The following is an 11,863-nucleotide window of genomic DNA, read 5'->3' on the forward strand; positions in this document are numbered from 1 at the left end:
GCGTGATTCGCCTCTACGGACTGCTCTTCCTCATCGACCTGGTGGTGCTCCTGGTCGCGCTGATCGACTGCCTGTCGACGGACGAGCACCTCGTGCGCAACCTGCCCAAGGTCGCCTGGGTGTTCATCATCCTGCTGTTCTCGCCGGTCGGGTGGATCGCCTGGTTCGTGGCCGGGCGGCCGCAGCAGGCGGCGCGGGCGGGGGCGGGCAGCCAGTGGCGGCCCGGCAGCGGCTTCCCCGAGGACCAGCGGCCGAGCCGGCGGTCGATAGCGCCGGACGACGACCCGGCGTTCCTGCGCGAGCTGGCCCGCAACCGCAAGGCCGACGAGGAGATGTTCTCCAAGTGGGAGGCCGACCTGCGCCGCCGCGAGGAGGAGCTGCGCAAGCGCGACGACAAGCCACAAGAGGACAACTAAGACACCAGCCCAGCGTGGCCCGGCACGAACGCGAGCAGGCGCTGAGCCGACGCGAGCGAGTCCGGACCGGCCGGGAGCAGGGGCAGGCGTACAGCGGGGGTCGCGATCCGGCCCTCGGCGTGCAGCACCGCCTTGATCACCGCCGGGTTCGGCTCGGCGAAGAGCGCCGCGGACAGCGCGGCCAGGCCGGCGCCGAGACGGCGGGCCGTGGCGACGTCGCCAGCCCGCCACGCCTCGCGCAGGGCCACGAACGCCTCCGTGGCCACGTGCGCCGAGGCCAGGATGCCGCCGGGCGCGCCCAGGGCGAGCAGCGGGGAGATCACCGCGTCGTCCCCGCCGAGCACGGCGAAGCCCGGCGGCGCGGCGGCCAGCAGGGCGATCGTGTCGCCGGTGAGCGGCCCGTCGGCGAGCTTCATGCCGGCCACGTTCGGGATCGCGGCCAGTTCCAGCAGGGCGTCGAGCGACATGGCCTGGCCGGTGCGGTACGGGACGTGGTAGGCCACGACCGGCGCCGGCGAAGCGGCCGCGACCGCGCGGAAGTGGGCCAGCACGCCGGCCTCCCCCGGCCGCGTGTACGGCGGCACGACCACCATCGCCACCACCCCGGCCGGCAGGGCGGCCACCTCGGCGACGCATGCCGCGGTCGAGCTCCCGCCGACGCCGACCACCAGGCGAGCCCCGCGCGGGCGGCACGCGGCGGCGGCCTCGGCCACCACCAGCGCCCGCTCGGCAGCGCTCAGCGTCGCCGGCTCCCCGGTCGTGCCCAACGCCACCAGCCCCGCCGCCCCGGCGTCGAGCACGGACTCGGCCAGCCCGCGCAGCGCAACGGCATCCACGTCGCCGGACGCGTCGAAGGGCGTCACGAGCGGTACGAAAATCCCATCCATGCCACCAGCGTGCCGGGGTACGACCGTAAGCAAAAGCTCAAATAGCCACCGAAAAGCGTAAGCTGATCTGATGCTCGACGTCCGGCGGCTACGCCTGCTGCGCGACCTGGCCCAGCACGGCACGATCGCCGCGGTCGCGGCCGCGCACACCTACACCCCGTCGGCGGTGTCGCAGCAGCTCGCCACCCTGGAGCGGGAGGCGGGCGTGGCCCTGCTGGCCCGCACCGGCCGCACGGTGGCGCTCACCCCGGCCGGACGCGCGCTGGTGGCCCACGCCGAGGAGGTCCTCGCCGCGCTGGAGCGGGCCGGGGCCGCCCTCGCCGCCGCCCGCGCCGGGCTGTCCGGACCGCTGCGCATCGGCGCGTTCCCGACCGCGATGCGCACCCTGCTGCCGCCCGTCCTGGTCCGGCTGGCCGCCGCGCACCCCGCGCTGGAGCTGAGCGTGCAAGAGCTGGACCCCGCAGTGGTACCGCGGATGCTGCGCGACGCCACCCTGGACGTGGCCCTGGTGCACGACTACGACCTCGTCCCCATCGAGCCGGACCCCGCCCTGCGGACCGCTCCCCTGCTCGACGAGACGATCTTCATCGCCGCGCCCGGCCCCCGCGACCTGGCCGGGTGCCGCGACGAGCCGTGGATCCTGGCCAGCCCCGGCACCCTGTGCCACACGATGACGGTCCGGGCGTGCGAGGCCGCCGGCTACACCCCGCGGGTGCGCCACCACGCCGACGACTTCGTCACCGTGCTCACGTTCGTCGCCGCCGGGCAGGGCGTGGCGCTCGTGCCGGAGCTGGCGGCGGTCGACGTGCCGGCGGGCGTGGTACTCACGCCGCTGCCCACCCGGCGGCGCACGCGCCTGGCGTTCCGGGCCGGCACCGAGCGCCACCCCGCCGTCGAGGCGTTCGCTGTGGCCCTCGGTAGCGGGGTAGCGACCAGAAGCCCATGACCGCCTGCACCCCGCCGCCGGCCCGCTACTGGACCTGCTGCGCCGGGCCACGTCCGGACCGGCCCCGGGTCGATGGACGACGCGGCGCTCGGTTCCCGGAGTGTCAGCTGGCGCCCGGCGCCTGCCAGATGCGGCTGTGCAGGTCCGTGCCGCGGATAACCTGGACGCGCCACGGGGTCAGCCGCAGGACGTGCAGCTTCGGGTCGGCCGGGCTTTGCCAAAAGTTGCCGAGCGGGTACCCGACGCCGGTCGGGCTGGTCCGTTCGTACAACTGCCACACGTACTGCTTGGTCTCGAGGTCGTTCACCCACTCGGCGACCGTGTCGATCGCGACCGCGTTCTGCCGTTGACTCCAGTAGGAGAACGTGGCGTGCGGGTTGTTGGCCAGGTGTGCCGCCTTGACCGGCGTCTTGTACGTCGCCAGCCAGCCCAGCGGCTGCCCATCGATCTGCTCCCACACCGCGATCAGCACCCGTGCCCGGGGGCGGCCCTTGGCGTCGACCGTGGTCATCGTGGCGTACCCGATATCGCGCAGGTAGGCGTTGAACTGGCCCTCGATCATCGAAAACGTCGGAACTCTGGTCGCCATCGTCGCTCCCGGTGATCAGGCTGCTGTGTGGGCGGCCGCCGGCGCCGGGGCCTGCGGCGTCGGGGTCTTGCGGCGCAGGCCGAATGCCGTGACGAGCGCGGCGAGGACGGACGCGGTCACCGGCAGGATCAGGCCGTTGCGGATCGCCTCCAGACTGATGCCGTCACCGCCCTCGCTGACCGTGGCCACGCTCACCGCGGTCACCGCGGAGACGCCGAGGGCCATGCCGAATTGCATTGCGGTGTACAGCAGTCCGCCGGCCAGGCCGTGCTCCTGCTCGTCGACGCCGTCGGTGGCCGCCATGGTCAGCGGGCCGTAGGACAACGAGAAGGCCAAGCCCAGCAGCAGCATGCTCGGCAGCATCGCGGCGTAGGTCCAGTCCGGCGCGACGGGCAGGAACAGCGTGTAGGCCAGCCCGGCGGAGACGATGCCGGCGAAGAGCACCCGCACGTTGCCGAACCGGTTGACCAGCCACGGCGTCAGGGTCGGGGCGAGGATGGTGTCGATGCCGACGATCAGCATGGCGAGCCCGGTCTGCAGCGGGGTCCAGCCCCGCAGCTCCTGCAGGTAGAGCGTCACCATGAACTGGAACCCGGCGAACGAGATCATGAACAGCAGCGCGCCCAGGTTGGTCCGCACCAGCGGAGCCGACCGCAGGATTGCCAGCCGGACCAGCGGGTTGGCCGTGCGCCGCTCGATCAGGGCGAAGGCGCCGAGCAGCGCCACGCCTGCGGCGAAGACGGCCACGGTCGTCCCAAGACCCTGCCCGCCGTGTTCCAGCCGGACCACGCCGTACGCCAGCAGCAGCATGGCGCCGGTGACACTCATCGCGCCGGCCAGATCGAAGCTCCGTGCCTCCGGAATCTCCTGCACGTCGTCCTTCAGCAGCGCAACCGCGGCCAGCAGGATCGCCGCGCCGAGGATGACCGGCGCGAAGAACACCCACCGCCAGCCGGCCGACACCAGCAGGCCCCCGGCGACCAGACCGAGGGAGAAGCCACCGGCGGCCGTGCCGGCGTACACCCCCAGCGCCCTGGTGCGCTGCGGACCCTCCGCGAAATTGCTGGTGACCAGCGCCAGCCCTGCGGGAGCCATGAACGCGGCGGCGACTCCGGTGACGAAGCGTGCCACCAGCAGCATCCAGCCCTCAGTGGCGAAGCCACCCAGCCCGGAGAAGAGCACAAAGACCACGAGCCACAGCAGGAACATCCGCCGCCGGCCGAGCAGATCGGCCGCTCGTCCGCCCAGCAGCATGAACCCGCCGTACCCGAGCACATACGCGCTCACCACCCCGCTGAGCACCCCGGTCGACAACCCGAGATCCTCCCTGATCGTGGGCAGCGCCACGTTCAGCATCGCAACGTCGATCCCCTCCAGGAAGATCGCCCCGCACAACACAAACAACACGCCCCACGTCCGCCCGTCCATGCGGGTGTCCGACGTAGACATCTCGACTCCTCTCGGAGAGCGCCCCGCCCTCCGGTTCTCCCAGCGCATGCCGGTTCCTTCTTGTAACCGACTGCATCGTCAGGCACCATCGGTAGCCATGGAAGACGGAACTTTGCGGTCCCTCGGTTACTGCGGGGATACCGACGCCGACTACGACGTCCTGCAGTGGGACACCCGCGAGGACTGCGAGGTCCGCCAGATCCTCGATCGGATCGCCGACAAGTGGTCACTGCTGGTCATCGCGCTCCTGGACCGGCGCAGCCTGCGCTTCACCGAGCTGCGGCGCATGATCGAGGGGATCAGCCAGCGAATGCTCACGCGCACCCTCCGGCACCTGGAACGCGACGGGCTGGTCACCCGGACCGTGCACCCGACGGTGCCGCCCCGCGTCGACTACGAGCTCACCCCGCTCGGCGCCACCCTCCACACGACGATCCGGTCCCTGGTGACCTGGACGGAGACCCACCAGAACGAGATCGCCGCCGCGCGCGCGGCGTACGACAAACGCGCCGCCGAGGAACAGGCCCAGACCGAACACGAGGCGGCCCAACGAGACGCCATCGCCCACGAGGTCCTCGCCGGCCGCCGATAGCGCACCGTCCGCCGTCCCCAGGGCCAGGCAATATGGGCGACCCCCGATCCCTGCCGGTCCGGTGTGACGCGTGGCACGTTCGGGGGATTCCGCGGGCGCCTACAGACCGTAACGTCGAAAGCGTCGCGGTCTGAAGACAACCAAGGGGGAACACTCCATGAGCGACATCGACGCCGGCTACGACGGCGGTCACGAGGACGTGGACTACGGCCACTACCAGGCCGGTCAGGAGCACGACGCCCTCAACCAGCTGCACGAGGCCCACGGCTCCGAGGCGGACTACAACAACCAGCACGCCGTCTACGAGAACGACCACCACGCCGACACCTCGACCAACTACGAGCACGGCACCCACGTCGAGTTCGACCAGGCGCCGGCCGTGCACTACGAGGCCGACGACCAGACCAGCTACAGCCACAGCGGCTCAGAAGACGACCACGTCTTCGCGGCCGAGGGCAGCGAGCACGCCCACCAGGCCCAGTTCGGCGAGCTCGACGCGCTCGAGAAGCGCTTCGACGCCGCGTTCGCCGAGGGCACCGAGTTCCACGGCGGCGCCGGCCACCCGGGCGTCGCGTCCAGCTGAACCGTCCTGCGGGCACTGCTCCCCAGGGCCTTTGCCGGAGGGCCGGCCGGGCCACTTGCGCGCGATTTGACCACGTCGCGAGGGTCCGGCCGGCCTACCTTCGCGCCGACTCGGCCACCGGGGTCCGGGTGAGCGGCACGGCCGTCCACATCGGATAGTCCATATAGGATGGTTAACGTCGGAGGTTCACGCCGGATGGTTTGCGCCGGACAGCATTGAGCGTTGACCGATGCTGTCCACGCGGAGAGAGCTGAGTTTTCTCCGCGCGGGCATCGGCCAACGCTCAAAAGGCCGTCGGGCAGGCGGTACCCCGGCAATGATCAGCAGCTGGAGGCGAAGCCGATCAGCGCGACCGAGTTGCAGGAGTAGTTGAACGGCGCCTGGTACGTGAACGACGACTGGTTGCCGTTGCCGACGCCGACATTGAAGCCGGAGTTCCAGTCGCCACCGTTGCTGTAGGCGACCGCGCCGCCGGGGCCGTAGGAGTTGTCGTCGGCCGAGTTGACGTTGGCGCCCTTGTTCTTCTTGTGCTTCTTGTGGTGCACCCCGTTGCTCGAGCCGTAGCCGTTGCTGCTGCCGTGGCCGTTGGAGTACCCGGCGCCACTGAGCGCGCCACCGCCGCCGTTGACGGCGACCGCGCCGCCGTTGCAGTTGGCACTGGCGAAGCCGATGATCGCCAGCGAGTTGCCGCAGATGTTCACCGGCGTCTGGATCGTGGTGGAGCTCTGGTTGCCGTTGAACAAACCGACGTTGGGCCCGCTGCTCCAGCTGTCGGCGTGGGCGGCGGTCCCGGTGAGCGCGAGGCCACCCATTGCCAGCGCCGCGATCTGCACCGACCGGATGAGCCAGCGTTTCATGATGACGACCTTTCGACGAGTGATCGACGGGGAACGTCCGTCGCGACCTCCACCTAACCCGAAATACGAGCTCCGGACGGATATTTCACGAAATTCAGTTACGCAATGCACCCGTACGATGACACAACGTGGTGGCGAATTGGCCCTCTGCGGCCGCGGCGCTCGACGCCGATCAGCTCCCGCGGGCTCGGCGCCTGTCGCCTCCCGCGGCCGCGGGACTCAACGCCGATCAGCCCCCGTGGGGCTCGGCGCTCGACGCCGGTCAGTTCCCGCGGGCTCGGCGCTTGATGAGGTACCAGATCAGGAAGCCGGTCGCGACGACACCGACCGCGATGGCCACGGGCAGCCGGTAGCGCTCGATCCGCCCCAGGTTGTTGCCCGCCACCGCGCCCACCGTGACCCACAGCGCGGTCCACAGCACGGCGCCGATCCCGTCGCGGATCGCGTACTGCCCCCACGGCAGCCCGGTCGCGCCGGCCAGCAGCCCGTTGGTCTGGCGCAGCCCGTCGATGAACCGGGCCACCACGATGATGTTGCGCCCGCGGGTGGCGACGAACCGCTCGGCCTTCTCTCCCCGCTTCCCGAGCCGGCGCAGCAGCGGGCGCCCCGCCCGCCTCCCGACCAGGTACCCGAGGTTGTCCCCGGCCGCCGCCGCCACCAGCGTCACCGCGACGACGGCGGTCAGCGACATGTGCCCGTGCGCCGCAAGGGCCGCCGCCGCGACCACCACGCTCACCGCGGGGGTCGGGATGCCCAAGCCCTCCAGGAGCACGAGCAGGGCGAGGGCCGGGTAGCCGTACCGTTCGAAGTGCTGCATCGATCAAGATCCTGCCAGGAGTACCGTTGGGAGCAATGACCAGCTGGTATGAATCCCACATCGACCGGCAGATCCGCGAGGCACAGGAGCGCGGCGAGTTCGACGACCTGCCCGGGAAGGGCAAGCCGCTGCACGATCACGGGGAACTCTACGACGAGGACTGGTGGCTCAAGGACCTCGCCCGCCGTGAGCGCTTGCCGTCGGGCATCCCGCCCACGCTGCGGCTGCGCCGGGAGGTCGAGGACTTGCCGGACAACCTTGTGCGCTTCCGCACCGAGGAGTCGCTGCGGCGGGCCGTGACCGATCTCAACACCCGCATCGAGCGGGCGCGGCGGGGCCTGATCGAGGGCCCGTCGACCATCCTGCGGCCGCTCGACCCCGAGGAGTTCGTCGCGGCTTGGCACCGCACCCGCGCCGCTCACTGATCCGGCCCGCTCGCCAACCCGGACGTTCCGCCGATCCAGGCCGCACGCCGAACCGGACAGCCGACCAATCCAGGCCGCTGCTCTGCCGCCGGCTACCGTCCAGCCAAGGTCACGTGCGCGGATCTGCCGCCATTGATGCGCGGCGGTCGGCCAGCGCCCGTCACAGATGGTGACTGTCTCGGCGAGGCAGAGGCATCCTGTCCTGCCGATGAGTGCGTATTCACTGCAATGCTCCGCCGGTGGCGCGTTGGGATGGTGCTCGACCTTTCGCAGGCTTCGGCGGAATTGGCAGCCGACCGGACGTGGAAGATGCAGAAACCGGCTGCGATACGCTGCCGATGAGCGCGGACGGCGGCCGATTGTGCGACGCGTTGCCGCACCGGCGGGCCGGCGTGACGGCGACGGTGGCGCTGGTGCGCGACGGCCCGCGCGGGCGCGCCCGGACGCTGCCGTGCCGCCCTTCCGGTCCGGCGGCGCGGGATCGGCGTGGTCGGCGACGACCCGGTCGGCGGGGTCTTCGCGGCGTTCGGCCGCCGTGAGCTGACTGCCGGCAACTCCCTGATCCGGCCGTTGCTCGGCCTGTTCGGGCGGTAGCGTCGGCGGGACCGGCGCGGGGGCCGGGTCGGGCGCGGGGGCCGGGTCGGGCCGCCGATTGTCGGCCGCGGTCACCGGCGGGACGCCACCATGGATGCGGCGTAGCTTTGCGGCGTGGCGCTGAGCAAGGCCCCACGCTCGATGCCGCTCATGCTCCCGACGGAACTGCTCCGTCGCCGGACAATAGCGCCGAGACCTGGTCCGGTCACGCATGGCAGCCAATTCCGTGCGACTGAAGAATGACAGCTGCCCCATGTTTTGATTATCCCCGAGCTCGCCCGGAATCACCGCCCCGGACGGTAACGACAATGTCAAATAGTGCAGGCTCATGCTACCGCTGATGCGCGGTGACCGGCCAGCGCCCGTCACAGAAAGTGACATAGGATGAGAGAAGCCCTTCCGCCACGTCCCGGGACAGACCGGCCGTCACGAGCCGCGGGCGGCCGGCACCGCGGCGGGCCCAGGAGGATTGCAACAGATGGCATCCCATTGACATAAACCGTGACGGCCCTTACCTTTCCATAAACTGTTAGTCAGTCTGCCTATTAGTTGAAGGGGCGACAGTGGCGGTCGGCGGATCTTCTAAGCTGCTCAAGGCCCTCAACGAGGCGGCGGCCCTCGGGCACCTCCTCGACCACGGCGAGCTCACCCGGGCGGAGCTGCGCGGCCTCACCGGGCTGTCCAAGCCGACCGTCTCCGAGGCGATCCGGCGGCTCGCCGAGGCCGGGCTGGTGGTCGGGGTCGGGCACGAGACCGGCCGGCCCGGGCCGAACGCCGAGGTTTACGCGGTCAACGCCGACGCCGCGTACGCGGTTGCGCTGTCCGTGCGCGACCACGCCCCGGCGCTGACGGCCTCCCTGCACGACCTGCGGGGCGTCGAGCGGGCCCGGCTCGAGGCGCCCGTCGACTTCGCGCGCACCGACCCGGCACGGGCGGTCGAGGTGGCGATCACGAGCCTGTGCAAGGCGGCCGGCGTGGACCGCGGGCCGATCGCGCACGTGCAGCTCGCGGTGGCCGGGTCGTTCGACCCGCGCGACCGGGTGATCCACCACGTCGACGTGCCGGGCTGGAGCCGGCCGGGGCTCGTCGACGAGCTGCAGGAGAGGCTGGGCACCGTGGTCGGCGTCGACAACGACGTCAACCTCGCCGCGCTGGCCGAGCGGGCACACGGAGTGGCCCAGGGGGCGGAGGCTTTCGCGCTGCTGTGGCTCGGCGACAGCGGCCTCGGCCTCGCCATCGACCTCGGCGGGGCCTGGACCGGGTCATCCGGTGCGGAGCCCCATCGAGCCGGACCGGGCAAGAACCTGCTGCGCGGCGCGCGGGGCGGGGCCGGCGAGATCGGCTACATCCCGGTCGGCGACGGCGACTTCCACGACCTCGTCGGGCCGGACGCGGTCCGGGCGCTCGCCGCGCGGTACGAGACCACTGGTGAACTGCTCAAGGAGCTCGCCGGGCGGATCGTGCTCGGCCTCGCGGCCGTGGTCGCGGTCCTCGACCCGCCGCTGGTCGTCATCGGCGGTGAGCTCGCCCGGGCCTACGGCGAGCCGCTCGGCGAGGCCGTCACCAAGGCCATGTCCCAGGCCGCGCCGCTGGAGACGGCGATCGCGGTCAGCACCGTCGACGGCGACGCACCCCTGCTGGGCGCGGCCGACGCGGCGGTCTCCGCGGTGCGCGAGTCGATCCTCGCGACACTGCGCCAACCCACCCCCTGAGCGACACCGCGCCAACCCACCCCCCCCTGAGCGCGACACCACGCCCAATCCACCCCCTGAACGCGACACCGCGCCAACCGACCCCATAAAGCGGCACGACACCAACCCACCCCCCTGAGCGCGGCACCATGCCCAATCCACCCCGTGAGAGCGGCACCGCGCCGAACCCACCCCCTGGTAGAGGAGTCACCCCCTTGCGTCGTCTCCTTGCAATCGCCGCCGCCGTCGCGTTGACGGCCGCCTGTACCCCGGGGCCCAAGGACAAGCCGATCGCCGACCCCGGCGCGGAGGTCTCCGGCACCGTCGAGTTCTGGCACTTCTTCACCGACCGCGAGGCCGAGGCCATCGACGCGGTCGTCAAGGACTTCCAGGCCAGCCACCCGAAGATCAACGTCGTGGTCAAGTCCGGCCAGGACGATTCGAAGATGACCCAGGCGATCGGCGGCGGGCAGGGCCCGGACGTCGGCCTGTCGTACTCCACCGACATCGTCGGGAAGTTCTGCTCGTCCGGTGCGTGGCTTGACCTGGCGCCGTACATTGCCCGGGACAAGGTGTCGATGGAGGGCTTCCCGGCCACTGTCAAGCAGTACACGGAGTTCAAGGGCAAGCGCTGTGCGATGCCGGTTCTCGCCGATGCCTATGGCCTGTACTACAACAAGAGGATGTTCGCCGAGGCGGGCATCTCCGGGCCGCCGAAGACCCTGGAGGAGTTCGCGGAGGACGCGAAGAAGCTCACGAAGCGTTCGGCGGACGGCACCATCACGACGGCTGGGTTCTTGCCGCTGTTCGGCTTCTACGAGAATGCCCCGTCGCATTTCGGGCCGATGGTCGGGGCGCAGTGGCTCAAGTCCGATGGCTCGTCGGCGATCGGCGGCGATCCGGGCTGGCCGCAGTTGCTGCAGTGGCAGAAGTCTCTTGTGGACTGGTTCGGGTACGACAAGCTGGAGGCGTTCCGGGCTGGGCTCGGCGATGAGTATTCCGACGCGAATGCCTTCCAGAAGGGGCAGGTGGCGATGGCGATTGACGGGGAGTACCGCATCGCGTTCGCCAAGGATCAGGCGCCCGGCCTCGACTTCGGGGTGGCGCCGATGCCGGCGTCCACATCGGACCGCTACGGCGCCGGGTACGTCACCGGCAACGTCATCGGCATCTCCAAGACCGCCAAGAACCCCGAGGCGGCGTGGGAGCTGATCAGGTACCTCACCACGGACACCAAAGCGATCGTCAAGCTGGCCAACAGCCTGAAGAACATCCCGACCACAAAGGACGCCCTCGCCTCACCGGACCTCAAGCTCGACGGCGAGTTCAAGACGTTCGTGGACATCTTCAACAACCCGAAGACCACGACCACGCCCCCGTCCTCGGCCGGCCCGGCCTACCAGGAGACCTTCCAGACGTTCTGCGACAGCTGGCAGAGCGGCAAGCAGAGCGACCTCAAGTCCGGCCTCGCCAACGTCGACAAGCAGATCGACTCCCTGCTGAAGCTGGGCGGCTAGCCGTTCATGAGCAAGAGCTACCGGCTCCGCCACGCGCTGACCGTCGCCTCGTTCATGGCGCCGGCGACGGTCGGCATCGTGGTCTTCTTCGTATACCCGCTGGCGAGTGCGGTGTACTTCTCGTTCACGAAGTTCGACCTGCTCACCACGCCGGAGTGGGTCGGCCTGCGCAACTACCGGCACATGTTCGAGGACTCGTTCCTCAGCACCGCGGTCCGCAACACGCTGTGGTTCGTGGTGTTCATGGTGCCGGCCCGGATGCTCGGCGGGCTCGGCAGCGCCCTGCTGCTCACGAAGTTCAAGAAGAGCGCCGGGTTGTACCGCACCATCTTCTACCTGCCGGCCCTGGCGCCTCCGGTTGCCGCGACGCTGGCCTTCGTGTACCTGCTCAAGCCCGGTGTCGGGCCGGTGAACACGGCGCTGTCGCATCTGGGTGTCCAGGGGCCGTTGTGGTTCAACTCCCCGGACTGGTCGAAGCCCTCGCTGGTGCTGCTCGCGTT

At 70.6% G+C, this 11,863-nt stretch carries 13 protein-coding genes; 8 read left to right on the forward strand and 5 right to left on the reverse strand.

The annotated features are described in order from the left end of the window. The first annotated feature begins 2 nt into the window (after positions 1–2). Positions 3–416 carry a PLD nuclease N-terminal domain-containing protein gene (locus AB0M46_RS35645; protein WP_363343471.1) on the forward strand — a complete coding sequence of 138 codons (414 nt, stop codon included), beginning with the start codon at positions 3–5 and terminating at the stop codon, positions 414–416. On the opposite strand, the gene AB0M46_RS35650 is transcribed toward AB0M46_RS35645, so the two are convergent. After that, positions 413–1,303 (reverse strand): dihydrodipicolinate synthase family protein, encoded by an 891-nt coding sequence (locus tag AB0M46_RS35650; protein ID WP_363343473.1) that lies wholly within the window; start codon positions 1,301–1,303, stop codon positions 413–415. The genes AB0M46_RS35645 and AB0M46_RS35650 overlap by 4 nt on opposite strands. Before the next feature lie 70 nt (positions 1,304–1,373). Between AB0M46_RS35650 and AB0M46_RS35655 the strand changes: the two genes are divergently transcribed. Continuing rightward, positions 1,374–2,249 (forward strand): LysR family transcriptional regulator, encoded by an 876-nt coding sequence (locus tag AB0M46_RS35655; RefSeq protein WP_363343475.1) that lies wholly within the window; start codon positions 1,374–1,376, stop codon positions 2,247–2,249. 103 nt (positions 2,250–2,352) lie between these two features. Here the strand turns inward: AB0M46_RS35655 and AB0M46_RS35660 are convergent, their stop codons facing one another. Together AB0M46_RS35660 and AB0M46_RS35665 are read right to left on the reverse strand one after the other, a co-directional pair. Next, positions 2,353–2,838 carry a pyridoxamine 5'-phosphate oxidase family protein gene (locus AB0M46_RS35660; RefSeq protein WP_363343477.1) on the reverse strand — a complete coding sequence of 162 codons (486 nt, stop codon included), beginning with the start codon at positions 2,836–2,838 and terminating at the stop codon, positions 2,353–2,355. A 15-nt stretch (positions 2,839–2,853) separates the two neighbouring features. Continuing rightward, positions 2,854–4,287, reverse strand: coding sequence for an MFS transporter (locus AB0M46_RS35665; RefSeq protein WP_363343479.1), 1,434 nt, complete (start codon positions 4,285–4,287; stop codon positions 2,854–2,856). A gap of 112 nt (positions 4,288–4,399) precedes the next feature. Here AB0M46_RS35665 and AB0M46_RS35670 point away from each other — a divergent pair, with 112 nt between their 5' ends. Both AB0M46_RS35670 and AB0M46_RS35675 read left to right on the forward strand, forming a co-directional pair. Beyond that, positions 4,400–4,879 (forward strand): helix-turn-helix domain-containing protein, encoded by a 480-nt coding sequence (locus AB0M46_RS35670; RefSeq protein ID WP_363343501.1) that lies wholly within the window; start codon positions 4,400–4,402, stop codon positions 4,877–4,879. 157 nt (positions 4,880–5,036) lie between these two features. Next, positions 5,037–5,462 (forward strand): hypothetical protein, encoded by a 426-nt coding sequence (locus AB0M46_RS35675; RefSeq protein ID WP_363343481.1) that lies wholly within the window; start codon positions 5,037–5,039, stop codon positions 5,460–5,462. A 320-nt stretch (positions 5,463–5,782) separates the two neighbouring features. Here the strand turns inward: AB0M46_RS35675 and AB0M46_RS35680 are convergent, their stop codons facing one another. After that, complete coding sequence (locus AB0M46_RS35680) at positions 5,783–6,319, reverse strand: chaplin family protein (protein WP_363343483.1); 537 nt, start codon at positions 6,317–6,319, stop codon at positions 5,783–5,785. A gap of 262 nt (positions 6,320–6,581) precedes the next feature. Next, positions 6,582–7,136, reverse strand: a complete 555-nt coding sequence (locus tag AB0M46_RS35685) for a DedA family protein (protein WP_363343485.1) — start codon at positions 7,134–7,136, stop codon at positions 6,582–6,584. Positions 7,137–7,171: 35 nt separating this feature from the next. Here AB0M46_RS35685 and AB0M46_RS35690 point away from each other — a divergent pair, with 35 nt between their 5' ends. The 4 genes from AB0M46_RS35690 to AB0M46_RS35705 all read left to right on the forward strand — a co-directional run. Then, positions 7,172–7,561, forward strand: a complete 390-nt coding sequence (locus AB0M46_RS35690) for a DUF1992 domain-containing protein (protein ID WP_363343487.1) — start codon at positions 7,172–7,174, stop codon at positions 7,559–7,561. A gap of 1,157 nt (positions 7,562–8,718) precedes the next feature. After that, positions 8,719–9,867 carry an ROK family transcriptional regulator gene (locus AB0M46_RS35695; protein WP_363343489.1) on the forward strand — a complete coding sequence of 383 codons (1,149 nt, stop codon included), beginning with the start codon at positions 8,719–8,721 and terminating at the stop codon, positions 9,865–9,867. A 194-nt stretch (positions 9,868–10,061) separates the two neighbouring features. Further along, entirely contained in the window at positions 10,062–11,363 is a 1,302-nt protein-coding gene (locus tag AB0M46_RS35700; protein WP_363343491.1) for an ABC transporter substrate-binding protein, read from the forward strand. Positions 11,364–11,369: 6 nt separating this feature from the next. Then, positions 11,370–11,863 (forward strand): sugar ABC transporter permease (locus AB0M46_RS35705; protein ID WP_363343493.1); only part of this gene is annotated, 494 nt, incomplete at its 3' end.

It is taken from the genome of Dactylosporangium sp. NPDC051485 (assembly GCF_040682015.1).
In the GTDB taxonomy this organism is placed as follows: domain Bacteria; phylum Actinomycetota; class Actinomycetes; order Mycobacteriales; family Micromonosporaceae; genus Dactylosporangium.

Coding starts and splice junctions, on each gene's coding strand:
- AB0M46_RS35655 (WP_363343475.1), top strand. CDS start 1,374: ATGCTCGACGTCCGGCGGCTACGCCTGCTGCGCGACCTGGCCCAGCAC.
- AB0M46_RS35690 (WP_363343487.1), top strand. CDS start 7,172: ATGACCAGCTGGTATGAATCCCACATCGACCGGCAGATCCGCGAGGCA.
- AB0M46_RS35675 (WP_363343481.1), top strand. CDS start 5,037: ATGAGCGACATCGACGCCGGCTACGACGGCGGTCACGAGGACGTGGAC.
- AB0M46_RS35660 (WP_363343477.1), bottom strand. CDS start 2,838: ATGGCGACCAGAGTTCCGACGTTTTCGATGATCGAGGGCCAGTTCAAC.
- AB0M46_RS35665 (WP_363343479.1), bottom strand. CDS start 4,287: ATGTCTACGTCGGACACCCGCATGGACGGGCGGACGTGGGGCGTGTTG.
- AB0M46_RS35650 (WP_363343473.1), bottom strand. CDS start 1,303: ATGGATGGGATTTTCGTACCGCTCGTGACGCCCTTCGACGCGTCCGGC.
- AB0M46_RS35680 (WP_363343483.1), bottom strand. CDS start 6,319: ATGAAACGCTGGCTCATCCGGTCGGTGCAGATCGCGGCGCTGGCAATG.
- AB0M46_RS35685 (WP_363343485.1), bottom strand. CDS start 7,136: ATGCAGCACTTCGAACGGTACGGCTACCCGGCCCTCGCCCTGCTCGTG.